21 protein-coding genes are annotated in these 24,685 nt (G+C 51.7%); 14 read left to right on the plus strand and 7 right to left on the minus strand.

All coding sequences use genetic code 11. From position 1 onward, the window contains the following. Both AGRI_RS13685 and putA read right to left on the minus strand, forming a co-directional pair. Entirely contained in the window at nt 1-1,128 is a 1,128-nt protein-coding gene (locus AGRI_RS13685; protein WP_008985490.1) for an HD-GYP domain-containing protein, read from the minus strand. A gap of 106 nt (nt 1,129-1,234) precedes the next feature. Further along, entirely contained in the window at nt 1,235-5,011 is a 3,777-nt protein-coding gene (putA, locus tag AGRI_RS13690) for a bifunctional proline dehydrogenase/L-glutamate gamma-semialdehyde dehydrogenase PutA (RefSeq protein ID WP_008985491.1), read from the minus strand. A 133-nt stretch (nt 5,012-5,144) separates the two neighbouring features. Between putA and AGRI_RS13695 the strand changes: the two genes are divergently transcribed. Then, on the plus strand, nt 5,145-5,660 hold the full coding sequence (locus AGRI_RS13695) for an Lrp/AsnC ligand binding domain-containing protein (RefSeq protein ID WP_040292112.1): 516 nt from the start codon (nt 5,145-5,147) through the stop codon (nt 5,658-5,660). 22 nt (nt 5,661-5,682) lie between these two features. On the opposite strand, the gene AGRI_RS13700 is transcribed toward AGRI_RS13695, so the two are convergent. Then, nucleotides 5,683-6,282 (minus strand): TIGR04211 family SH3 domain-containing protein, encoded by a 600-nt coding sequence (locus AGRI_RS13700; RefSeq protein ID WP_008985493.1) that lies wholly within the window; start codon nt 6,280-6,282, stop codon nt 5,683-5,685. A 112-nt stretch (nt 6,283-6,394) separates the two neighbouring features. On the opposite strand from AGRI_RS13700, the gene AGRI_RS13705 reads away from it, so the two are divergent. Then, nucleotides 6,395-7,315, plus strand: a complete 921-nt coding sequence (locus AGRI_RS13705) for a CYTH domain-containing protein (protein ID WP_237713097.1) — start codon at nt 6,395-6,397, stop codon at nt 7,313-7,315. A 26-nt stretch (nt 7,316-7,341) separates the two neighbouring features. Continuing rightward, the gene (gene glnE, locus AGRI_RS13710) at nt 7,342-10,134 is read left to right on the plus strand and encodes a bifunctional [glutamate--ammonia ligase]-adenylyl-L-tyrosine phosphorylase/[glutamate--ammonia-ligase] adenylyltransferase (RefSeq protein ID WP_008985495.1); all 2,793 of its coding nucleotides are present in this window, start codon (nt 7,342-7,344) and stop codon (nt 10,132-10,134) included. Here the strand turns inward: glnE and AGRI_RS13715 are convergent. The 3 genes from AGRI_RS13715 to tolC form a co-directional block, all read right to left on the minus strand. Further along, nucleotides 10,103-10,687 carry a TcpQ domain-containing protein gene (locus AGRI_RS13715; protein ID WP_008985496.1) on the minus strand — a complete coding sequence of 195 codons (585 nt, stop codon included), beginning with the start codon at nt 10,685-10,687 and terminating at the stop codon, nt 10,103-10,105. The genes glnE and AGRI_RS13715 overlap by 32 nt on opposite strands. Before the next feature lie 15 nt (nt 10,688-10,702). Further along, on the minus strand, nt 10,703-11,629 hold the full coding sequence (lpxL, locus tag AGRI_RS13720; RefSeq protein ID WP_040292114.1) for an LpxL/LpxP family Kdo(2)-lipid IV(A) lauroyl/palmitoleoyl acyltransferase: 927 nt from the start codon (nt 11,627-11,629) through the stop codon (nt 10,703-10,705). Between the two features lie 112 nt (nt 11,630-11,741). Beyond that, nucleotides 11,742-13,037 (minus strand): outer membrane channel protein TolC, encoded by a 1,296-nt coding sequence (gene tolC / locus AGRI_RS13725; protein ID WP_008985498.1) that lies wholly within the window; start codon nt 13,035-13,037, stop codon nt 11,742-11,744. A 126-nt stretch (nt 13,038-13,163) separates the two neighbouring features. Here tolC and nudF point away from each other — a divergent pair, with 126 nt between their 5' ends. From nudF to rraB, 9 genes are read left to right on the plus strand one after another with little or no spacing between them, the layout of a single operon-like run. Then, entirely contained in the window at nt 13,164-13,799 is a 636-nt protein-coding gene (gene nudF, locus AGRI_RS13730; protein WP_008985499.1) for an ADP-ribose diphosphatase, read from the plus strand. A gap of 39 nt (nt 13,800-13,838) precedes the next feature. Further along, nucleotides 13,839-14,249 (plus strand): DUF1249 domain-containing protein, encoded by a 411-nt coding sequence (locus tag AGRI_RS13735; RefSeq protein WP_237713098.1) that lies wholly within the window; start codon nt 13,839-13,841, stop codon nt 14,247-14,249. A 2-nt stretch (nt 14,250-14,251) separates the two neighbouring features. Next, nucleotides 14,252-15,010, plus strand: coding sequence for a metallophosphoesterase (locus tag AGRI_RS13740; RefSeq protein ID WP_008985501.1), 759 nt, complete (start codon nt 14,252-14,254; stop codon nt 15,008-15,010). Further along, on the plus strand, nt 15,010-15,570 hold the full coding sequence (locus AGRI_RS13745) for a YqiA/YcfP family alpha/beta fold hydrolase (RefSeq protein ID WP_008985502.1): 561 nt from the start codon (nt 15,010-15,012) through the stop codon (nt 15,568-15,570). Before AGRI_RS13740 ends, AGRI_RS13745 begins: the two co-directional genes overlap by 1 nt. A gap of 21 nt (nt 15,571-15,591) precedes the next feature. Beyond that, nucleotides 15,592-17,484, plus strand: a complete 1,893-nt coding sequence (parE, locus tag AGRI_RS13750; protein ID WP_008985503.1) for a DNA topoisomerase IV subunit B — start codon at nt 15,592-15,594, stop codon at nt 17,482-17,484. A gap of 14 nt (nt 17,485-17,498) precedes the next feature. After that, nucleotides 17,499-18,905 carry a tetratricopeptide repeat protein gene (locus AGRI_RS13755; RefSeq protein WP_008985504.1) on the plus strand — a complete coding sequence of 469 codons (1,407 nt, stop codon included), beginning with the start codon at nt 17,499-17,501 and terminating at the stop codon, nt 18,903-18,905. Then, complete coding sequence (gene parC / locus AGRI_RS13760; protein ID WP_008985505.1) at nt 18,902-21,181, plus strand: DNA topoisomerase IV subunit A; 2,280 nt, start codon at nt 18,902-18,904, stop codon at nt 21,179-21,181. The genes AGRI_RS13755 and parC overlap by 4 nt, the downstream gene beginning before the upstream one ends. A gap of 47 nt (nt 21,182-21,228) precedes the next feature. After that, nucleotides 21,229-21,972 (plus strand): 1-acylglycerol-3-phosphate O-acyltransferase, encoded by a 744-nt coding sequence (locus AGRI_RS13765; protein WP_008985506.1) that lies wholly within the window; start codon nt 21,229-21,231, stop codon nt 21,970-21,972. A gap of 6 nt (nt 21,973-21,978) precedes the next feature. Next, complete coding sequence (gene rraB / locus AGRI_RS13770) at nt 21,979-22,350, plus strand: ribonuclease E inhibitor RraB (RefSeq protein WP_008609175.1); 372 nt, start codon at nt 21,979-21,981, stop codon at nt 22,348-22,350. Nucleotides 22,351-22,420: 70 nt separating this feature from the next. Here the strand turns inward: rraB and AGRI_RS13775 are convergent, their stop codons facing one another. After that, nucleotides 22,421-22,822, minus strand: coding sequence for a hypothetical protein (locus tag AGRI_RS13775; protein WP_008985507.1), 402 nt, complete (start codon nt 22,820-22,822; stop codon nt 22,421-22,423). Between the two features lie 307 nt (nt 22,823-23,129). On the opposite strand from AGRI_RS13775, the gene AGRI_RS13780 reads away from it, so the two are divergent. Together AGRI_RS13780 and AGRI_RS13785 are read left to right on the plus strand one after the other, a co-directional pair. After that, nucleotides 23,130-23,897 (plus strand): MipA/OmpV family protein, encoded by a 768-nt coding sequence (locus AGRI_RS13780; protein ID WP_008985508.1) that lies wholly within the window; start codon nt 23,130-23,132, stop codon nt 23,895-23,897. A gap of 81 nt (nt 23,898-23,978) precedes the next feature. Next, nucleotides 23,979-24,677, plus strand: coding sequence for a DNA alkylation repair protein (locus tag AGRI_RS13785; protein ID WP_008985509.1), 699 nt, complete (start codon nt 23,979-23,981; stop codon nt 24,675-24,677). Nucleotides 24,678-24,685: the final 8 nt, after the last annotated feature.

A 24,685-nucleotide genomic window follows, 5' to 3' on the forward strand; every position in this document is an offset into this window, starting at 1 on the left:
TTAAAGGTAGTTACGCACATCTAACCCATACTTATTAAGATCAACACAGGCTTCAACCTGCTCTTCGCCCTGACGGGATAAATCCACAACCTTAGGGGGAATATGATGGTGATGTGTGCTGTGATAAAACACTTTCACCTTCGGTAGGGTCGGTTTTTTGGCGTTATTTTCTAATACCAGTGCCAGACGGCCGGTACTCAGTCGCACCACGGTCCCAGGTGGATAAACGCCAATGCACTTTATAAATAACTGTAACAAATCCCCGTCGACTTTAGCGGGTGCCAGCGCCAGCAACTGCCGTGCCGCCGCCAGAGGGCTGACATAACCTTGCTCGGGAGCAGACAGCTTCTCGTACCGGTTAACAATAGCCAGCATTTTACTGCCATTATCGAGTTGCGCGTCGCGGATGGCTGGTTCGCCGCTACCGTCCGGGCAGGCGCAATGTTGGCTAATCCATAACGACACTTCCCCCGCCAGCGCCGTACTGCGTTGCAACACTGCCAGACTGGTGCTAATTGCGGCGGCATCCTCGGCCTGCAATAACTTTGGATTTTGTGCTTTGCCGACATCATGTAGCAAAGCTGCCGTGATCAGTGCTTGAATTTTATGTTTGGGTAAATTCAGAAAACGGGCAAAAGCGGCCATATACAGGGCGCAGTTCAAGCTATGCCGCAGCAGCGCGTCGCTTTGCGCGGCAATACGGCCGAGGCAGAGTAGTACATCCGGATTGCGGCTTACTGCATCGGACAAGCCAGCGCTGACTTCGTGTACCAGACTTAAATCAACCGGCTCGCCACTGGCCGCAGCTTGCAACACTTGCTTTTGCACTTGCTGTGTTTGTTCGATACAGCGTTGTGCTTTGGGCTGTTCATCGGCAAATAGCGCCCGAAAGGCAATAGGTTCAGGTTCGCGTTCGGTTGCTGGTTTGGCCGGTGCAGTGGCGGTCGACAGTTGTTTGGCTGGATCGATGGCAACCGCTAACACGCCTTGCGCACGTAATGAGCGAATAGCCTGGCGGGTGCGGACCCAACCGGCATGTTTAATTTCAAGTTCGCCGGTTTGCTCCAGCACTTTAATTACATAGCTACCCGGCTGTAGCTGATCGATAGTTACTTTCTGATAAGACATCTTTAGCGATCCTACATCCTGTAGTGCTGTCGTTGCTGCGTTAAGCATAGCAAAAAGCCCGCCGGGTAGCGGGCTTTTACGGTAGTTCTGCAAAAAAATCTGCTTCTTAACCGATGTTATCAGCCATCGTCATCAGCGAAGCATTGCCACCAGCAGCGGTAGTATTGATGGTGATGGTCTTCTCGGTAACTAAGCGGTGTAACATCCGCTCGTCTGCCGGTGAAGTAATCAGTGGCAGAATGGCGCCTTCGCGGGCAGCAATCAGCTCGGCAGCCAGCGGTTTTAACGCACTGCTGACTTCAATTACGGCACCATTCAGCTCCGGATGCGCCAACAGTGTAGTCAGACAATCCAGCCGTACCACAGCTAATAAATGTTGTGGCATCCCCGCAGCCAGTAGCGCCTTGATGCAGGCTTCGGCTTCTGGCAAATCGGCGTCTTCAACGGCAGTGATCACGGCATTACCAGCCGCCAGCGCGGTGATAATACTGAGTAACCAGTGGCTAAAACTGCTGCTGTCATCGCGTAGCAGCGCCAGAATACCGCGTGGATCCAACACCAGCACATTGCTCTCACCAGTAGGACCAGGCAAGTTAATTGGCCGGTTTAATTCCAACTCCACCCGTTGCAGTTTGGCGCGGGCAACCATTAATACTTGCTCCAGATCCGGCTCCTGGCGGCTAACAACCTGATTAGAAGCCAGCGACGCCAGGAATTGCCGTAGTACTGAGGTGCGCTGGCTGGTAGTGAGCAGTGACCATTTTTGCTGCGCTGTGGCTGCAGCCGGCATTGCATAAGCGACCGCGCTGCTGGTGGTTTCAGCCAGTAAGCGGGCTTTCTTGGCGTCATCCAGTACTGCGCAGTCCACGCTCAGATTCTCTTTGACCAGTCGCTCCAAATACAGCGGACCACCGGCTTTCGGGCCTGTCCCTGACAGACCTCGGCCGCCGAACGGCTGCACACCGACCACCGCACCGATCATATTGCGGTTAACATAGATATTACCGGCTTTAATTTCGCGGGCAACCTGGCTGGTGAACTGTTCAATCCGGCTATGTACGCCCATGGTCAGGCCATAGCCGGTCGCATTGATCTGGCGGATCACTTGATCCACTTCTTCGGCTTTAAAGCGGATAATATGCACCACCGGACCAAAGACTTCGCGCTCCAGTACCGTCAGATCACTAATCTCATACAGGTGCGGGGCAAAGAAGAAATGCTCACCCTCTGTTGGGATAGCGCAGGCATAATGCAGCTTGGCTTTATCTTTTAAATAATTGACATGGCTGGTCAGGCGGTCATGCGCTTTGGCATCAATCACCGGGCCTAAGTCAGTGCTTAACCAGGCCGGATCGCCAACATGCAGCTCGGCCATGGCGCCTTTAATCATGGTAATAATCTTATCGGCGACATCTTCCTGCAGGAATAACACCCGCAGCGCCGAGCAGCGCTGGCCGGCACTTTGGAAGCCCGACGAAATCACATCGTCTACAACCTGCTCTGGCAGGGCGGTAGAGTCAACAATCATACAGTTCTGACCGCCGGTTTCGGCAATCAGTGGTACCGGCTCGCCGCCGCGCTCGGCCAGTTTACGGGCGATCCAGCAGCCGGTTTCGGTAGAGCCGGTAAACATCACGCCCTGTACCCGCGGATCCGGTACTATGTGCTCACCAACCTGACGGCCTGGTGCAATCACCAGTTGTACTACATGCTCTGGCATACCGCACTCGCGCAGTAATTCCACAGTACGCACGGCAATCAGGCTGGTTTGTTCTGCTGGTTTCGCCACCACGGTATTACCGACGACGATGGCAGCAGCAACCTGACCAATAAAGATCGCTAGCGGGAAATTCCACGGGCTGATACATAAAAATACGCCGCGTGCTTGCTGTGGTTTGGCACACAGCAGCTCGGCCTGATGTGCGTAGTAACGGCAGAAGTCGACAGCTTCACGTACCTCTGCCACGGCGTCAGCCAGGACTTTACCGGCTTCTTTAACACAGAGCGTCAGTAACTCATCACGATGTTGCTCCATCGCATCAGCCAATTTACGCAGTAAGGCGGCACGCTCGGTAACAGCCGTTGCCGACCAACTGGCAAAAGCTTGCTCGGCATTGGCCAGCAATTGCTGCATTTGCTCCGGGGTATGGTAGTGCAGGTAACCGATCACCTCTGTTAAGTTAGCCGGGTTAACCACAGCCACTGCACCCTCTGGCGCCTGTTGGCTGGTGATCTGCTGCTCAAACTCAGACATATGCTGTTTTAGTGGCGTTAGCTGGTTGATATCCGTCAGATCCATGCCCTTGGAGTTCAGGCGGCTACTGCCGTATAAATTCGCCGGTAATGGAATAGACTGGTTGCGCTTCTGGCGCCAACTTTTCACCACTTCTACCGGATCTTGCAGCAGTGACTCGACCGGGATCTTTTCATCAATAATGTTGTTAACAAAGGAGCTGTTGGCACCGTTTTCTAACAAACGGCGTACCAGGTAAGCCAGCAGATCCGAGTGTTCACCCACCGGGGCATAGATGCGGCAAGGGACTTTTTCGTTGGCAACCACTAAGTCATACAGCGCATCGCCCATACCGTGTAAGCGCTGGAATTCAAAACCGGTTAAATCACCGGCCATCTCCAGAATGGTCGCCACAGTATAAGCGTTATGGGTGGCAAATTGCGGGTAAATGCTGTCGCGGTAGCTAAGCAGCTTTTTGGCACAGGCCTGATAAGACACATCAGTTGATGGCTTGCGGCTAAATACCGGGAAATCATCCAAACCTTCTACTTGCGACAGTTTGATTTCGGTATCCCAGTAGGCGCCTTTTACCAACCTTACCATTAACTTACGGCCAACTTTTACCGTCAGTTCGCGTAGCCATTCAATAACATGGATGCCACGCTTTTGATAAGCCTGTACCGCTAAACCAAAACCTTCCCAACCATTCAGATCCGGATCGCTAAAAACTTTGCCGATCACATCCAGCGACATATCCAGCCGGTCTGCTTCTTCGGCATCAACAGTAAAGCCGATATTGTAAGACTTGGCAGCCAGTGCCAGTTGTTTCAGGCGTGGTACCAGCTCTTCATGTACGCGGTCCAGGTGGCTGAATTCATAGCGCGGGTGAATTGCCGATAATTTTACCGAAATGCCGGGGCTTTTGATGGGACCGCGGCCATTCGCCGCTTTACCGATAGCGTGAATAGCGGTCATATAGGCGGCAAAGTAACGGTCGGCGTCGGCCATGGTACGGGCGCCTTCGCCCAGCATATCGTAAGAGTAGCTAAAGCCTTTGGCTTCCATTTCCGTGGCGCGCGTTAAGGCTTTGTCGATAGTTGTGCCCAGAACAAACTGAGTACCCATAATCTGCATCGCGTAGCGTACAGCCTGGCGGATCACAGGCTCACCCAGACGACCACAGGTGCGTTTTAATAAGCCAAATTGCTGTTTACGCTGTTCATCCGAGTAGTTCACCAACTTACCGGTCAGCAATAAGCCCCAGGCGGAAACATTAACGAACAGTGAGCTGCTGTTGCCCAGGTGTGAGCTCCAGTCACCTTGCGACAGCTTATCGCGGATCAGCCGGTCGGCCGTGGTCGTATCCGGCACCCGCAGCAGCGCCTCGGCCAGACACATCAGCACCAGACCTTCTTCGGTCGAGAGTGAGAATTCGTTTAACAGCGCATCGACACCACCTTTACCCACTTGTGACTGGCGAATGTACAACACCAGTTGCCGGGCGCGTTCCCAGGCGCGACTGCGAGTTTTGGCATCCACCTCTGCCAGCGGCAGCAGGTAATCGAGTACCTGGTCTTCATCGGCGCGGTAATGATCGCGGATGATTTGGCGTAAAGGGTCGGTAGTAACCAATGAACCATTAAACAGCATAAGAAGTATCCTGAAATTAGGCCGAAATATTGGCGGCATTGTAGAGAAAAGACCACCGCATAGGGTGGTTATTTTTGCCATTTAACCGTATATAATTCTGCCAATGAAACCTCAAACCCAAAAAAATACTGCCATGACGACGAACAGCAAAATTAAGGCGTTAGATCGAATAGACATCAGTATCCTCGATACGTTGCAAAAAGAAGGGCGTATTGCCAATGTTGATCTGGCAAAGAAGGTCAATTTAAGTGCCAGTCCTTGTATCGATCGGGTTAAGCGGCTGGAGAAAGAAGGCTTTATTGAAGGCTATGGTGCCAGGTTAAACAGCAGCAAACTTGGCTATGGCACTGCGGCCTTTATTCAGGTGACGTTGGATCGCACCACCAGCGATGTGTTTGATAAATTCCGCGATGCGGTAGTGCAAATTCCGCAGGTCGCGGAATGCCATATGGTGGCGGGTGGTTTTGATTATTTGCTGAAACTGCGGCTACCAAATATGGAGGCCTATCGCAGTATTCTGGCAAAAATTGTTGATTTACCCGGCGTGGCGCAAACCCATACCTATGTGGTGATCGAGCAGGTAAAAAATGACCAGGGCTTACCGTTAAAACTGCACGCCGATGCCAGTACGCCACCGGCGGCAGGTTAAAGCCTTTAGGTTACGCGTGCCACTACATCCAGCGCTCGCTATTGCGACGTTGTGGGATCAGCTTGGGTAAAATTAAACCGAAAAGCAAACCAAAGAGTAAAATCGCTCCGCCCAATACCATAGGCTGTTGCCAGAAGCTGGCTTGCTGCGCGTCCAGCTCTTTACTCAAACGTTCATTGCTGCGTTTCAGTTGCTCCAGCTCTGCCTGCGCCTGGTCGCGCTCCAGCGTAAGACGTTGCAGAGCCTGCTGGCCTTCGCTGCTAAGTTGCTCCAACTCGGTTAACCGCACGCTCTGTTGCTCAAAACGGCTTTGTAAATCAGTTAGCTGGCTGCGGATCCCCGGCGTAAAGCTTAGATTTTCTTTTGGGATCCAACCACTGCGCGCCTCATCAACCTGGATCTGTACGTAACCATCCTGCTCTGCCAACTTGATCACTTCGCTGCCAGCAGTGAGGGTGCCAACAATCCGGTATTGATTACCCGGACCAGAATGTAAATAGACCACCAGATTGTCGGAGATAAAGGCGGGCTGTTGTTCGGTTTGGGCCTGGGCTGGTAGCCAACACAGCAACAGACTTAACAAAAATAACCGGCGACAACAGCTGCGAAATATACTGAACATAGGTATCCTGACAAAAATCAACGCAGTAATGCAAAGGTATCGGCGATGATAGGCAGTTGTGGCGCAGTTTACAAGGACTAATACCTCGGCCTTTACCCTTGCAGGAGAGAAAATGATGAGTCTGGAACTGGAGTTAAAGTTTCTGTTAGGGCCGGCAGACGCGGCGGCCTTGCCTGAATTACTGGCATTATACGGTGAGGTCACTGCCGCTCCAGTCAGCGCCTTGCTAAACGCCTACTTTGATACGCCAGCACAGTGGTTTCGCCAGCACGATATGGGCCTGCGTACCCGCCAGAAGCAAGGACGTTTTGAACAAACGATTAAGCTTGCCGGTCAGCACCATGGCGCACTGCAAATCCGGCCGGAATATAACTTGCCTTGTGCGGGTGTCAGACCGCAGCTTAGCGACTTCCCGGCGGAAATTTGGCCGGTGGCCACCGATCTGGCGCAACTGCAGGCGGAGCTGATTGAATTGTTTCGCACCGACTTTAGCCGCCAAAGCTGGCTGCTGCGCACTGCGCACGCGGAAATTGATGTGGTCTATGATTTAGGCGAAGTCCGTTCTGGAGCGCGACGGCAGCAGTTGGCTGAACTGGAGCTGGAACTGCTTAGTGGTGATGCCAACGAGCTGTTTCAGCTGGCACACTTTTTATTGCAGCATGTGCCGCTGCGAGCTGGCTGGTTGAGTAAAGCGGCACGCGGTTATCAGTTGTTTCAGCAAAAAACCACCCCCAGACCTGCTGCTTTGGCCGTGTCGCTAGACCCTGCAGAGCGCTTGTTGCGGCACCTGCAACGGTTACAGCAACTAGAGGCTTGCTATACTCAGGAGCTGGCAGTTGAGTTGTTGTCGGACGCTGCAGCGGAGTTACTGCAGTTAGCCGATATTTTACAGGACGAGGGCGAGCAGCTATTGGCGACCCAGGCGCGCGCGCTACAGCGCCAACTTACCGAACAGCAAGCTTTACTGTTTAACAGTCAAGCCTACCAACAATGGTTAGTGACGCTATCCGCCTTATTGTTCAACCGGGCCTGAACCCTTCAACTTAGGAGCGCAAACGGATGTCAGAACTCACTCCTGCAACTGCCGCGTTAAGTGGCCGCCAGCACGCAAACTGGCAATTATTGCAGCGTGCCAGTGATTTTATCAGCCGCACGGTACTCCAGCAGCCGGCATTGCAAGCGGTGTTAACAGAGGATTCCCACTTACAGCAGATGCTGCAGGCCGGATTCAGCGATCCGCTACAACAACAGCCAGACGCCAGTGATGCGGAAGCTTTTGCCATGCTTAGGCGCTATCGCAATGCCAGCTTATGCCAAATTTTAGCGGCTGATATTCTGCAACTGCAGCCAGTTAGCAGCAGCCTGTTACAGGTTTCCGCCCTGGCAGATTGTCTGATTAACAGTGCCTATCATTGGGCTTATCGGCAACTCAGTGCGCTGCATGGAACGCCACTCGATAGCAGCGGTCAGCCCATGCCGCTGTTGATTCTGGGGATGGGGAAACTCGGCGGCAAAGAGCTAAACTTTTCATCCGATATTGACCTGATCTTTACCTATCCGGCGCATGGCGAAACGTCAGGAGGCCGGCGCAATCTGGAAAATCAGCAGTTCTTTACCAAACTCGGTCAGAAACTGATCGCTGCTTTGCATCAGGTGACGGCTGATGGCTTTTGTTATCGGGTAGATATGCGGCTGCGTCCTTTTGGCGATAGCGGCCCCCTGGTGTTGAGCTTTGCCGCACTGGAAGATTACTACCAGGAGCAAGGGCGGGAGTGGGAACGTTACGCGATGCTTAAAGCGCGGGTTCTCAACCCGGAAGCACGTTTTACACCCGAGCTGACGGCCCTGCTGAAGCCCTTTATTTATCGGCGCTATATAGATTACTCGGCGATTGAATCTTTGCGCCGGATGAAACAGCTGATTGAACAGGAAAACCGCCGGCGAAACCGGCGCGACAATATTAAGCTGGGCGCAGGCGGTATTCGTGAAGTGGAATTTATCGTGCAAACGCTGCAGCTGATCCGCGGTGGCCGTATTCCCAGCCTGCAACAACCTTCTTTGCTATTGGCATTACAGGCTCTGGTGGCAGAGGGCATTATCAGCACTGAAGCCGCAAAGATCCTGCGTGACGATTATTTGTGGTTACGGCAAGTGGAGCAGGCGTTGCAGGGGATTAATGATCAGCAAACGCAAACCTTGCCGGCAGATGCCGCGCAGCAACAACAGTTACTTGCAGCGCTGCGGCGTCAGGACTGGTCGCAGCTGCAATATGAAATAGAACAGGCTATGCAGCGGATCCATCAACAATTTCGTGAGGTGATCGAGCCGGAAGAAAAACTGGAGGCCGAAGAAATCAGCTTAGGCCGGGTACTCTGGGATAGCGAGCTGCCGGTGGTGGAACTGGCTGAGCAGTTAGATTGGCTAACGGCTGATGATGCGGGTCAGCTTATTACGCAACTGCAACAGTTTAAACAAGATTGCCAGCGTCGCTCGGTGGGGCCACGTGGTCGCGATTATTTAGCGAAGTTAATGCCGCGGTTATTACACTGGTTAGAACAACAACAGGCCTCAGTCACCGTATTAAGCCGAATTCTTGGCGTATTCCGGCAAATTGTCACCCGCACTGCCTATCTTGAGTTATTGTTTGAAAATCCGCCTGCGTTACAGCAACTGGTGCAGTTATGCGCGCAAAGTGGCTGGTTAGCAGAGCATCTGGCCCGTTATCCGATGTTGCTGGATGAGTTAATTGATCCGGCACAACTGTATCAGGTAGCGACGAAAGACGACTATCGGGACCGGTTGCGGCTGTATTTGTTACGAGTGCCGGACGATGATCTGGAACTGCTGATGGAGACCTTGCGCCAGTTTAAGCAAGCCATGCAACTACGGATTGCCGCTGCCGATATCACCGGTGTCTTACCCTTGATGAAAGTCAGTGACCACCTGACATGGGTCGCCGAAGTGATAGTGGAACAGTTGGTCGAGCTGGCCTGGCAACAGATGACTGCGCGGTATGGTTTGCCAGCTGAAACGAGTACGCAAAACAAAGCTTTTGCGGTGATTGGTTATGGCAAATTAGGTGGCTTAGAGTTGGGTTATGGCTCAGATTTGGATCTGGTCTTTGTGCACCAGTGCCAGAGTCAGGCCCCGACCAATGGTGAACGCGCCATCGACTCGCAGCAATTTTATTTAAAATTGGTGCAGCGTATTTTACATCTGAGTACGACCCGCACCAACAGCGGTGTGTTATACGACATTGATACCCGCTTGCGGCCCTCTGGTAATTCGGGTCTGTTGGCGATCCATATCGATACTTACCAGCAATACTTGCAACAAGAAGCCTGGACCTGGGAGCATCAGGCTTTGGTGCGGGCGCGGCTAATTGTCGGCACTGAGGACTTACAGCAACGGTTTGCCGCGATCCGCGAGCAGATTTTGCAGCAGCCGCGACCTCTGGCCAGTTTACAGCACGAAGTGCAGGAAATGCGTGACAAGCTGCGCCAGCATCACGGCAAGGAAAGTGTTGATGTGAAACATCAGGTGGGGGGTATTGTTGATCTGGAGTTTATTAGCCAATATTTGGTGCTGGCTTATGGTCACCGGTACCCGGCTTTATACCGCTACAGTGATAATATCCGTATCCTCGAAGCAGCTGCTGCCGTCGGCTTGATGAGTAACGAGCAGGCACAGTTGCTAGCGGAGGCTTATCAGGCATTGCGCGGGGTGGGGCACCGGCTAACGCTGGCACCGGCCAGCGTTAGCAATGATCAGCATCTGGACACACTACGCGCCGCTGTTGCCGCCGCCTGGCAAAGCTGGCTTAGCGACGCTGCGGCAGAGAACGAGGGGTAGCAATACAATTCTGCTGTAAAAACGGGTCTTGCAGATCGGTAAGTACCAGGGCTCTGGATTTTGGGCAGTACCAGGCACTCACCTGTTGCTTAAAGTCCGGGCCTAGGGTAAAGGCCAATTCTTGCAGCGCCTCAAGCAAGCTGCCGTTGGTTTCAAAAAATTGTTTAACAACATAATCCCGCGGCAGAGTCCAGAATAGGACCATCTCTTCTTGTTGTACATATTGACCAAGCTGAGCCTTTAAGGTGGTACCACTTTGAAAACGACGGCGCATTACTTCGCCGCGCCAGGCTGGATCGGCCGGGTTGACCTGAACTTCGCGCCGCCGTAGCTGTGGAATTAACTCCACACTGCCATCGGGTAAGCTAATAATAAAGTCACTGTGATTAGTGCCTTGTAGAATGGAATTTCTAAAGTTACTGTAAAAACGGCTAAAGCCCTCTGCTGCCGGATTAGCCTTCTCGGTATTGAGCAGAATATCCGGTTTCACCAGTAAAAAATAACCCAACGCCAGCGCCAGGACTAACAGCAGTAAACTAAAAAAGATTTTCATGCGGGCTCCGGCAAATTAGTGATACAGCGAGGTTGCGGCAGGGTCGGGCCGGGTTTTAAAGCGGCGGTGTAACCACATATATTGTTCCGGATGACACAACACTGCCTGTTCAACCCATTGGTTTACCCGGGTGACATCCAGTTTATCGTCACCGCTGGGAAAGTCTTTAAAGGCAGGTAAGACCTGGATTTGGTAGCCCTGATAATCGGGGAGCCGGCTGGTAATGATCGGAATCACCACGCAGTTAGCGGCATTGGCAAACAGCAAAGTGCCGGTGGTGGTGGCGGTATCCGGTACGGCGAAAAACGGCACGAATTCAGCGCGATTACGGCCGTAGTCCTGGTCTGGTAAATAAAAGCACACTTCCTGCTGATTTAAGGCCTGAATCAATCCTTTGACGTCACGCTTGCCAATCATATATTTATTGGAGCGGGCACGACCATGGTATTGCAAATAGTCCCATAATGGATTGTTATTTGGCCGGTAAAAACCAACACTGGGATGCGTCAGGCCAAAGACCCGACAGGCCGCTTCCAGATGCAGAAAATGCGCAGCAAGCAATAGTACCCCTTTACCCTCAGATAGCGCCTGCTGAATATGCTCATAACCTTTAAAATGCGCCAGTTTCCTGATCCGCCAATCTGGCCACCACCAGCCAATCACCGTTTCGAGCATGGCTTTACCACTTTCTTCGGCATTGCGTTGCAGTAACAGCTCGCGTTCAGCCTCTGGCATCTCAGGAAAGCACAACTCCAGATTACGACGCGCTATCTTCTGCCGGGATTTTAGTACTTTGAATAATAACCGGCCGAAAGCAGCGCCGAATACCATTAACATCCGATAGGGTAGCCAGCTAATCAGATACAGCAAACCTGCACCCAGCCATACCAGCCAATATTGCGGTAATAAAAAACGCCAACTAAAACGGGGAACATTAACCACTATCGAGACTTCCGGAAAATCGAATTGCCGGTATTGTAACGGAAAACCGCCGTCAGAAAAGCCGAAACTGGTAGGAGGATGCGGGTGCGGCTCAGGCCGCACCCGCTTAAGCTTAATTGATCAGTGCGCTGTTAATAGCTAACAGATCTTGCTCGGTCAGGTTACCGGCTGCCTGCTTTAACTGCAGTTGTGCCAGAATGTAATCATAACGGGCGCCAGACAGGTTACGTTGCGCATCGAACAGGTTGCGGGTGCTAAGTAACACATCTACAATAGTCCGGGTACCGACCTCAAAACCCGCTTCAGTGGCTTGCAGCGCACTTTGCGCTGAAATCACCGCTTGTTCCAGGGCGCGAATGACGGACATCTGGGAATTGACATCGTTAAAGGAACTGCGAACCTGACGTACGACAGAGCGGTGAGTTTGCTCAAAGGCCTGGCTTACTTCAACATAGTTAGCCTGTGCAACACGTACACCGGCTTCAATACCGCCACCGGCATAAATCGGTACTGACAAATTAATCCCAATCGAGCTGCTGTCTGAGCGATCGAAGCCTGAGACCTTAGACACGCCTAAGTTAGCGCTGGCGTCTAACGTCGGTAAATGGCCAGATTTTGCCAAATCAATGTCTAATGCTGACACATCCAGCGCAATTCGCTGTGCTTTTAACGCCAGGTTGTTTTCCTGAGCGATACTTACCCATTCGGTGACCACTTCTGGCGATGGCCGGGAGGCAGAGAATTTGTCAGTATCCAGCTGTGCCACCTGAGCATGATATTGGCCGGTAATTTCACGCAGTGCTTCGCGAGCATTTTCCAGTGCATTTTCACTGCTGATTTCGCGGGCGACAACGCTATCAAACTGTGCCTGTGCTTCATGAACATCCGTAATGGCAGTTAGACCTACCGCAAAACGCTGTTTGGTTTGCTCCAGCTGGCGCTCGACTGAACGTTTTTCCGCGGCGACAAAGGTCAGGTTGTCACGGGCTTTCAGTACGTTAAAGTATGCATCGGTAACCCGCACAATCAGCGCCTGCACTTCAGCATCATAAATTGTTTGGCTTTGTAACGCGATTTTCTCAGCGCGGTCTAAACCTTGCCAGTTGCTCCAGTCGAACAACGATTGTCTGGCCTGAATACCGGCGCCGACAGAATTGCTGCCACTAAAACGCAGGTTATCACCGGCAGAACGGCTGACGTCAGCACCGAAAACAACACTGGGTAATAAGCGGGCTTTTGAGACATCAATACGTGCTGTCGCGGCATCGCGGCTGGCGGCTGCACGCTGTACCACAGGATCTTTTTGCGTAGCCAGTTGATACACAGTTTGTAAATCTTCAGCACTCAAATTCAGGCTGAACAAACTCAGAGATGACAGCACCAAAGTGCTTAAGAGGGTTTTTTTCATCTTTATTAATCCTGGTGATAAACGAAAGTGCGTATAAGTGCCCAAATGATAACCTGTTAACGTAAACTAGGTAATGATTATACCGTAAAGTTACCCTGAAGAGTGTAACAAAATGTGAGGACACCTATGTCAGAATTCAAGGTACGTCAGTATCCTGCTTTTGCGGCAACAGATCTGGAAATAATCGATAAAAGCACCGTTTTTCAGGGTTTTTTCCGGATTGAGCGCTGGCAACTGCGGCATAAATGTTTTGCCGGCGGCTGGAGTGACGTGATGACCCGTGAAATTTTTGAGCGTGGTCAGGCGGTCGTGGTGCTGCCCTACAATGCCGGGACCGACGAAATCGTGTTAGTGGAGCAATTCCGGGTCGGCGCTGTTAGTAGTGGCCAGAGTCCCTGGCTGCTGGAAGCCATTGCCGGTATGATTGAACCAGGACAAAGCCCGGAGCTGACGGCGAAACGGGAGGCGCAAGAGGAGGCAGGTATTGAACTGACCGAACTGTGGCCTATGTTAAACTATTATTCCAGCCCGGGTGGTAGTACCGAACGGATCCAGCTATTTCTGGGGCGTTTAACCGCGCCGGTCGCGGAGGGGATCTTTGGTTTGAGTGCCGAGCATGAAGATATTAAAGTTCATGTCATGCCCAGAATGCAGGCTATGCAGCTGCTGGCTGAAGGTAAAATTGATAATGCCGCCACAGTAATTGCCTTGCAGTGGCTGGCGTTGCATCTGTCTGACGTGACAACACGCTGGGGAAGTTGATTGCTAAGAAAGTCGTATATACCCTACCTGCCGGATTTTTTGAGCTTGTGCGAGCGCAACTATGCCGCTTTACACCGCTTACTGCCGGCTTTGTCAGAGGTCGGAACCCACAGTGATATTCAGTTTGGGATAGCCAGCCGTTACCGGCTAACTATTCTGGAGGTTGCGCCCTTTACGACCCGGCTAAAGATTGCGCTACTGCAAGATCAGCAGTCGTTGTCCCAGCCCGGCTTTTTTCAACCTGATTTTGATGTACAGCTGTATCATGATGCCCGCCTGGCCGAAGTAGTGCGGGTTCAGCAGCAATGGCGTTTTTCGGCAGTTTATCCATATCCGAATCCGACGATGTCACAACCGGACGAAAAACGGCAAATTAATTTGTTATTACGTGACTGGTTAAAACTCTGCGCCAAGGCAGGTTACCGAACTGAACCTGAGGTGTTTCGTTAAGCATGACGTCTTATCTGTTACCACTGCAGCACAGCTACCGCCTGGTACAGCTGACAGATTGCCATTTGCTGGCGCAGCCTGATGGCTGGTATCAGGGCTGTCAGCCGGCGCTGCATCTGCGGCAAATTATTGCGTTTTTGCAGTCTGACCGGCCTGACGCTGTAATTCTGACCGGGGATCTGACGCAGGATCACAGTGCCGCAAGTTATGCTTTGCTGGCAGAATTACTCAGCCCATTGCATTGCCCGGTATTTCTGGTGCCGGGTAACCATGATGATCTGCACTTGCTTACAGAACTCACGCAGCGCAGGCCTTTTGTTGCGGCCGAGAGTCTGCTGTTGGCTGATTGGCAATTATTTTTATTGGATAGCAAAGGACCGACGCCAGCCGGCAGCTTTCCGCAACCGAAACAACAGGCGCTACAACAGCAGTTTAGACAGAGTACGAGCACGCACTTTTGGCTGTTTATGCATCATCATCCGCAACCCTTAGCCTGTTTTATTGATCAATACGGCCTGACCGAACAACAGGCATTCTGGCAGTTGCTGCAAGCTGAACCCAGGGTCCGCGGCCTCAGTCATGGCCATGCTCATCTGGCTTATCAACGCCAGCAGCAGGGCATTCAACTGGTCGGCTGCCCTGCCAGCTCAGTGCAGTTTTTGGAAACTCCTGACTGGCAGACGGTGAATCAGGGACCACAATGGTGTGAATGGCGATTTAGTGCCGGCGGTACTGTCCGCTGGCAGTTTAAGAGGATTTAATGCTTTATTACTTACATGGTTTTGCCAGTTCCAGTCAGTCGGAGAAAGCCCGCCTGACGGTGGATTATTTTTCAACTTTACCCGGGGTTCAGATTACTGCTCTGGATTTACCTTACACCCCGGATGCAGCAATGGCGGTATTGGCGCAACAAATCACTGCGCCGCCAACAGCCATTATTGGTAGTTCACTGGGTGGTTTTTTAGCGACGGTGTTAGCGGAGCACTATGGTTGCCGCGCCTGTTTAATTAACCCGGCAGTCGCGCCGCACAAAGTGCTGGCAGACTATATCGGTGACTATCATCATCCTGTCTTGCAGCAGCGTTACCAGGTACGGACCGAACATATGACGCAATTGGCCAGCCTGATGCCCTTGACGCTAAAGCGGCCAGAACAGTATTTTGTACTATTACAAAGCGGCGATGAGGTGTTAGATTACCGCCAGGCTCTGGAATATTATCAAGGCGCCCGTTTTGAGCTGGTTGAAGGTGGTGACCACAGCTTTGTTGGCTATCAGCAAAACCTGGCAAAGATCGCAGAATTTTGTTTGCAACAGCCGTAAACAGGAAGCAACGATAACAATATGACTGAACAACTCTATAACGCCGAATCGATTGAGGTGTTAACCGGTTTAGAACCGGTACAACGCCGCCCAGGTATGTATACCGACACCACCCGACCCAACCATCTGGCGCAAGAAGTTATCGATAACAGCGTCGATGAAGCCCTGGCAGGGCATGCCGATCTGGTGCAGGTGATCCTGCACGATGACCAGTCTATCGAAGTCATCGACAATGGCCGTGGTATGCCAGTGGATATCCATCCGGAAGAGGGCGTCAGTGGCGTCGAGCTGATTATGTGCCGTTTACATGCCGGTGGTAAGTTTTCCAATAAAAATTATCAGTTCTCGGGTGGTTTACACGGTGTTGGGATCTCGGTGGTCAATGCGCTTTCCAGCCGGGTTGAAGTTAGTATCCGTCGTGATGGTAATGTTTATGAAATGGCCTTTGCTGATGGTCACAAAGTCTCTGAGTTGGCGATTACCGGCACTGTCGGTAAACGCAATACCGGTACCCGGGTGCGCTTCTGGCCAACACCGTCCTATTTTGATTCGCCCAAATTTTCGGTCAGCCGCCTGTTGCATGTGTTAAAAGCCAAGGCTGTGCTATGCCCTGGGCTTACGGTTAAATTTGACGATAAGGTCAACCAGCAACAATACCAGTGGTGTTATCAGGCCGGGATCCGCGATTATCTGGCCGAAGCAGTGCAGCAATATCAGGCCTTGCCGGATCACCCTTTCGTTGGCCAGTTTGCCGCCAGCACCGAAGCGGTGGAGTGGGCATTGTTATGGCTACCTGAGGGTGGCGAGCTGATCACGGAAAGCTATGTCAACCTGATCCCGACGGCGCAGGGTGGTACCCATGTCAATGGTCTGCGTCAGGGGCTGTTAGAAGCCATGCGCGAATTTTGCGAGTTCCGCAACTTATTACCCCGCGGCATTAAACTGTCACCGGAAGATTTATGGGACCGTTGTGCCTATGTGCTGTCGCTGAAAATGCAGGATCCGCAATTTGCCGGTCAGACTAAAGAGCGCTTATCGTCGCGGCAGTCGGCTGCTTTCGTCGGCGGTATTGTCAAAGATGCCTTTAGCCTGTGGTTAAATGAGCATACTGATATCGCGCTGGCACTGGCGGATTTCTGTATCAACAATGCGCAGCGACGCTTAAAAGCGGCGAAAAAAGTCGTGCGTAAAAAGGTCACTTCTGGCCCGGCACTGCCGGGTAAACTGGCCGATTGTTCGGCCCAGGATCTGGCCCGTACTGAACTGTTTCTGGTGGAAGGGGATTCTGCCGGTGGTTCAGCCAAGCAAGCGCGTGACCGTGAATTTCAAGCGGTGATGCCACTGCGCGGTAAAATCCTCAATACCTGGGAAGTCGAATCCTCGCAAATTTTAGCCTCGCAGGAAGTACATGATATCTCTGTTGCAATAGGCATTGATCCGGATTCTGAGGACCTGTCGGCGCTACGTTACGGCAAGGTCTGTATCCTGGCGGATGCTGACTCCGATGGTTTGCATATTGCTACCTTATTGTGCGCGCTCTTTATGCGGCATTTCCGCCATTTGGTAGAGCAGGGGCATGTGTTTGTTGCGATGCCGCCGTTGTACCGGATCGATATCGGCAAAGATGTTTACTATGCGCTGGATGAAGAAGAGAAGAACGGTATTCTGGATCGGATCGAAGCGGAGAAAAAACGTGGCAAAGTCAATGTGCAGCGTTTTAAAGGTTTGGGCGAAATGAATCCGTTACAGCTAAGAGAGACCACCATGGATCCGAATACCCGCCGCCTGGTGCAGCTGACTATTGACGATGCACCGCAAACTCTGGAGCTGATGGATATGCTGCTGGCGAAAAAGCGCGCCCATGATCGTAAAGACTGGCTGGAACAAAAGGGTGATCGGGCAATCATTGCCTGACGGTTCGTGCACTTATGACCAGGTTTATCGCAAATTATGTCTGTCGCCCTGTCTCGTCGTTGCTGCTCGCCGTCCTGTTACTGCTGAGCGCACCGTTACTGGCTGAGCCGACACCACTCTGGTTGCAGCAACTTGCTGGTGAAAAACACCAGGCACCACAGCGGGTATTAACTCAGTTGCAGGAACAGCAAATGCAATTTCTGCAACTGAACGAGATGCAGCAAGCATATTGGTTGAACATTCAGGCCACCGCTTACAGTCATCTTGGTCGCTACCCTGAGCAACAGCAAGCGGCGCTGCAAGGGCTGGCGTTGTTAGATGATAAGCCTTCAGTGTTAAAAGCTGAGTTACTGTATGAATTGGGTTACGCCCGGGAAATGCAGCTGGCGCTCAATGAGGCCCTGAACTGGTATCAACAGGGGTTGGCGATAGCACAGCAACTCAATGAAACCAAGTTGCGTTTGCGTGGTGTGATTAACATCGCGGCGGTGGATTCATTGCAGGATCGTGACCAGCAAGCGTTACAGGCACTGAAACAGGCGTATCAGGAAGCGCAGCAATTACAGGATAAGGAAATTTTAGCCGAGGTCAATGCCCAGCTTGGCCTGATGTATTCGGCGCTGGCGCTGGAGCAGGAAGCGCTGGATTTTCTGGAGCAGGCCTTAACCTTATATGACGAACTGGGCTGGCAGAAAAATAAGATCACCGTACTGTATAACCTGGCGCGGAATTACAGTGCGCTGAACAAAGCCGATCTGGCTTTGCAAAGTTTTGAGCGTATGCTGCAGTCAGCACAGGCTGAGCAAGACTTGCTAAGTATGTACTATGCATACAGCGGGTTGGCGATAACCAGCAATGAAATGGACCGGGCGCAAATCGCGTTACATTATATGGAAAAAGCCGAGGAGTATCTGGAGCTGATTCAATCGACCTATTATCTGGCTGGACATCATTTTGAAAAAGCGCTGATCTATCAAAAGTTACAGCAAAACTCTCTGGCACTGCAGCAATTGCAACTGGCTGAAGATTACATGCAACAACAAGAAAAGCATGATGCCGGAAATATGCTGCTGGCATTAAAGCTGTTAAAAGCCGAATTACTGGCCGGGCAAGGTCAGTTTGAACGTGCCTATCAGCAGCTATACAGTTTTGTCGGCGATTATCAGCAACTACGCGACAAAGAAACCGAAGTTGAGCTGGCGAAAGTGCGGCTTGGCTTTGATAGCGAGCGCGAAGTTGCCCGGCAGAGCTTGTCCGAACAAACCGCCCAACTGGATAATTTAAAACAGCTCGAATCGGCGCATAGCCGGCAAATTCGCGGGTTATGGTTGGCGCTGTTCGTCAGCAACAGTTTGCTGTTTATTCTGTTTATCCAGCTGCGCCGGCAACGCCGGAAGACAACGACACAGGAATCGCAATGACCGAAACCATTATTACCGCAGACGGCACCGAACAGTTACCGCTCAGACGTTTTACCGAAGACGCCTATCTGAACTATTCGATGTACGTTATTATGGACCGGGCCCTGCCACATATCGGTGATGGCTTAAAGCCGGTACAGCGCCGGATTATTTACGCTATGTCTGAGCTGGGCTTATCGCATCTGGCGAAATATAAAAAATCGGCCCGCACTGTCGGTGACGTGCTGGGTAAATATCACCCGCATGGCGACTCGGCCTGTTACGAAGCCATGGTGTTAATGGCGCAGCCGTTCTCATACCGCTATCCATTGGTGGATGGTCAGGGTAACTGGGGGGCGCCGGACGATCCTAAGTCGTTCGCGGCAATGCGTTATACCGAGGCTAAGCTGTCGCGCTTTAGTGAAGTGCTGTTATCGGAGCTGGGCTCAGGCACGACTGACTGGATCCCGAATTTTGACGGCACCATGGACGAACCAAAGGTGCTGCCATCACGCTTACCGCATATCTTACTGAATGGCACCACCGGTATTGCCGTGGGCATGGCAACCGATATTCCGCCGCATAACGCCCGCGAAGTGGCCAATGCCTGCGCTGCGCTGCTGGATAACCCACAGGCCAGTGTCACCGACTTGCTGCAGTATGTAAAAGGCCCGGATTATCCGACTGATGCGGAAATCATTTCGTCAGCCGACGATATCGCAGCGGTGTATCAGACCGGCCGTGGCAGCATTAAGATGCGCGCCCTGTATCAGCAGGAAGACGGCGATATTGTGATCACAGCGCTGCCGCACCAGACCTCGGGCTCCAAGGTGCTGGAGCAGATCGCTGCGCAGATGCAGGCGAAAAAGCTGCCGATGGTATCGGATTTACGCGATGAGTCGGATCATGAAAACCCGACCCGTATCGTGATTGTGCCGCGCTCAAACCGGATTGATGTTGAGCAATTAATGCAGCATCTGTTTGCGACCACTGATCTGGAGAAAAGCTACCGGGTTAACCTGAATATCCTTGGTTTGGATCATCGGCCCAAAGTCCGCAATCTGGTGGAAATCCTTGGCGAATGGCTGACTTTCCGCCGCGATACGGTGCGCCGGCGCCTGCAATACCGGCTGGATAAGGTATTGGATCGCTTGCATGTATTAGAAGGTTTATTAATTGCCTTTCTGAATATTGACGACGTGATCCGGATTATCCGCACCTATGATGAACCCAAACCTGAGCTGGTCGCCTTTTTCGGCATTACCGAACGTCAGGCCGAAGCCATACTGGAATTAAAACTGCGGCATCTGGCCAAGCTGGAAGAGATGAAGATCCGCGGTGAGCAGGATGAGCTGAGTAAAGAGCGGGACAAACTGCAGGCGATTTTAGGCTCCGAGAAAAAGCTGACCAAATTGATCCGGGATGAGCTGCTGGCTGACGCTGAAAAATATGGTGATGAGCGCCGTAGCCCGATAGTACAACGCGAAGAAGCCAAAGCCTTAAGCGAGAAAGAGCTGCTGCCCAGCGAAGCGGTGACAGTAGTACTGTCGGAAAAAGGTTGGGTACGCTGTGCCAAAGGTCATGATGTGGATGGCAATGCGTTAAGTTATAAAGCCGGTGATGCCTTTAAAGCGCTGGCTAAAGGCCGCTCTAACCAGCAGGCGGTATTTTTGGACTCTTCCGGTCGCAGCTTTGCCACTGAAGCCCATGAGTTGCCGTCAGCACGCGGTCAGGGCGAGCCGTTAAGCGGTCGCTTTACCATTGTCGCCGGTGAGAGTATTGAGCATGTGCTGCTGGGTGATGAGAAACAAAGCCTGCTGCTGGCCTCGGATGCGGGCTATGGTTTTGTCGCCGAATACGGTGATTTACTCAGTCGCAATAAAGCCGGTAAGGCGGTACTGAGTTTACCGGTTGGTGCTAAGGTGTTGCCGCCGGTGATTGTTGGCGATCCGGAGCATGATTTGCTGCTGTGTATCTCTAACGAAGGGCGGATGCTGTTGTTCCCGGTAACAGAGTTACCGAAACTCAGTAAGGGTAAGGGCAATAAGCTGATGTCGATTCCGTCGGCTCGTGCCGCCAGCCGCGAAGAATATGTTACCCAGCTGGCGGTGGTGCCGGCAACCGGCAGTGTCACGCTGGTGGCGGGTAAACGTAAACTGAGCCTGAAAATGGACGATCTGGTGCATTATCAGGGTGAACGCGGCCGGCGTGGTAATAAACTGCCTCGCGGTTTGCAGCGGATTGATGAAGTGATCGTCAACAGTAGCAGTGATCAAACCAGAGACGCCGAGCAATAAGTTATACTAGGCCCCTTGTTATTCTTTGACCTTGCAAGGGGCCTGTTTTGGTTGCCGTTGTTCGATTACTGCTGTTAGCGCTGTTTTTTATTGTCAGTACAGTCGCTGGCTTACTGATCTGTTTGCTGCGTCCGTTCCATCCTAATAATGTGTACTGGTTTAGCCTCTGGTATGGCAGTGTGTCCCGCATCCTCGGTATTGAAGTGGAAATCCGCCGCGATCCGGCGATCCAGGCTGGTGAACCCTATGTGTTTGTCGCTAACCATCAGAATAATCTCGATCTCTTTACCTTAAGTAGTTCAGTGCTGCCGCGTACTGTAACCATTGGTAAAAAAAGCCTGAAGTATATTCCGTTTTTTGGTCAGCTGTATTGGCTAAGCGGCAATTTCCTGATTGACCGTGATGATAAAACTAAGGCATTAAGCACGATGCTGGCGGCGGCCGAGCGGATTTCCAATCAAAAGATCTCGGTGTGGATGTTCCCGGAAGGCACCCGCAGCTATGGCCGGGGTTTACTGCCCTTTAAGATGGGCGCCTTTCATATCGCGCTGGAAGCCAAAGTCCCGCTGGTACCGGTCTGTATGAGCAGCACCCATCAACAGTTTAAGCTTAATCGCTGGAATAATGGTAAGGTGATTATTCAGATGCAAGCGCCGGTGGAACTTAGCAAAGAGCAGAATATCCGTCAGTTTGCCAAAGATCTGCGCAACCAGATGGCGGCGCAGATCAGCGCCCTTGATGCTGAGCTGGGTAACGACTACACTTCGCAGCAACAACCGCAATCAGAGTAATAACCCATGGAAAACTGGCAAGAATTTACTGAAGAAACTATCGCTGCCTTATTAGAAGATGGCAGCGATCCGGATGCGATGTACACCATTGAGCATCACTTTTATGACCAGGATTTTAATAAACTGGAAAAGCTGGCTGTTGAATTATTTAAGCTCGGCTATGAAGTGACTGACGCTGAAGAAGTGGAATTTGAAGACGGCGGCAGTGCCTGGGTATTTGATGCCATCCGTGAGCAATCCCTGGAAGCGGCCAGTATTACTGCTGATGCGATCAAGCTGGAAGCGCTGGCGAAAAAGCATCAGGTCGAATATGACGGCTGGGGCACCTACTTTGAAGGCGATGAAGACGAAGAGTGGGACGAAGACGACGAGGAGTAAGCCGTCGCTGCTTTAACCTCGTAAGCCGTGTTAGCAGCCAGGCAGAGTAGCCTGGCTGTTAGTGCGCTAATTATTCAATGTAAATAGCAACCGCTTGCGCTACACGCTGGAGCCGGTTTTCAGTTATGGCATAGCCTTGATTACCATCATAGCTACCAGTGCGCCTGACAAGCTCTGTTTCATCATGCAGTGTGGTCAGAATCAGACCATTAGCCCCAACTTCAGCGGCCTGCGTTTTCAGCGATGCTAATAATTCGTCCGTCAGCTTTGCGTCTGCAGCTGTTAGCCGGGCTGGACTCATCGCGGTTAATACCGCAATTTTCTCAAATTTTTCCGGTTTGCTTTCCACCATAACCACATCAGACACTGCAACTGCCGGACGTGCCTGACCGATCAGTTCCGATTCCACGGTCGGTTTCAAAGCGCAGCCGCTTAGTACCAGCGTAGTTAATAATAGTGCAGTAATTTTCATGCTTATGCCTCAGACAAAGGTTAGACCATACTCCTGACTCAGTTTAGACAGCTCTGATGAATATGCAAGATAATTCTCTCTTTATTTTAACCATTTAGTAACTATATACCAGGGTGACCTAGTCTAAAGATCATATTAGCGACCGGTGTCAGCCTCGTAACAACGCCATTGGAACTCTGTCTCGCTGAAGTGCTTTTTCCCTACGTTTGGGAGCTACCAAACAACATCGCTGATCGTTTTTTGGGGAAACACAGTAACAATAAGCAGGAAATCAACCTGCTCAGCTGCAGCACTTAAAGAACATGTTATGACGATACTCAGGTCAATCAATACACTACTGATTACTACTACGTTGCTGTTTAGTACAACCGCTATCGCCCGTCAAAGTGCTCCGGATCCAGCTCCACAAGGGTTGCTTTATGGTGTGGGTGTCGGCATTAATCAGGAGATTTACCAGGGTTATAAAAGGCGGGTGATTCCGCTAGCGTTAATCGGTTATCGCGGTGAAAAGCTTTCTGTTTATGGTCCCTTTGCCAGTTATCAGTTAATGCGGGCAGGTGACCTCAGCTTTAGTGCTAAGCTGGCACCGCGTTTTGCTGGCTTTGATGATTCTGATAGCGACATTTTTATCGGTATGGCGAAACGTAAAACCTCATTAGATGCCGGTTTGGGGCTGCAGTATCAACTGGCCGACTGGACCGTCGAAGCGGAAACCCTAATTGACGTACTGGGTAATTCCAATGGCTATGAATCGAAAATTAAACTGAGTAATGCCCTGCGTTTTGGACCGGTACAGTTAAGCCCGTCCCTGGGAGCCAGTTATCTTAGTGATAAGCTGGTCGATTATTACTATGGCGTCAGGCCGGAAGAAGCAACGTTGAACCGCGCTGCCTATCAGGCTGGCTCGACCATTAATTACCACACTGGGCTGGCGCTAAGCACACCAATTTTGTTCGGTGGCATGACCCGACTGGGGATAGAGCATCACTGGTATGGCAGCAGTATCGCTGATAGTCCACTGACCGACCGCGATACCGGCTTTTCAGTTATTCTGTCCTGGAGCCGGTTTTTTTAACGCCAACAGTCTCCGGACCTTTGCATTTTTGCTACTTTCGGTGTTGTATTAACAACACGCTCCCAAAAGCAAGGTGTGCCAATGAATGACGCAGCCGTTATGGCATGGTTAGCTGAACAACAAGATCCGCGCGGTATCCAGCACTGGCAAAAGTTAGGTGCGGCAACCGCGGGTTTACACAGTTATGGCATCGGCCTGACTAAATTACGCCAATATGCAAAGCAGCTGGGGCGAAACCGCGCACTGGCGCAACAGCTATGGCAAAGCCAGTGCCATGAAGCGAAAGTACTGGCATTATTAATCGATGATCCGACGCAAATGAGTCGTGCGCAAGCCGAGCAACAGGTTGAGCAGGTTGGCGCAGGCATGCTGGCGCATGTCTTTGCATCGTGCGATGCGACGCTGGCGAAAGCCCCTTTTGTGATGGAGTTGGCAAATGATTGGCTGAGTAGTGAAGACCCGCTGCGTCGCGAATGCGGTTATGGCTTGCTATACGAAATTTCCAAGCTCAAACCCAAAAAAGCCCCGGACGACAGCTATTTTCTGAGCCAAATCGCCCGTATTGACCAGCAGATTGCACAGCAACCAGAACGGGTGCAATTAGCGATGGCGACGGCCTTAATGGGTATCGGGAAACGCAACAAAGTGCTTAACCAGGCGGCTATAGCGGTGGCGCGTGCCGCCGGACCCATTGCCTTCACCTCTGCCAGCGGTAACTGTGAGCCCTTTGATGTGCTGAAACACCTGACGTCGGAACGCTTGCAACAACAACTGCGGTAACGGCGGCG

This window comes from Alishewanella agri BL06, from assembly GCF_000272005.1.
Classification (GTDB): domain Bacteria; phylum Pseudomonadota; class Gammaproteobacteria; order Enterobacterales; family Alteromonadaceae; genus Alishewanella; species Alishewanella agri.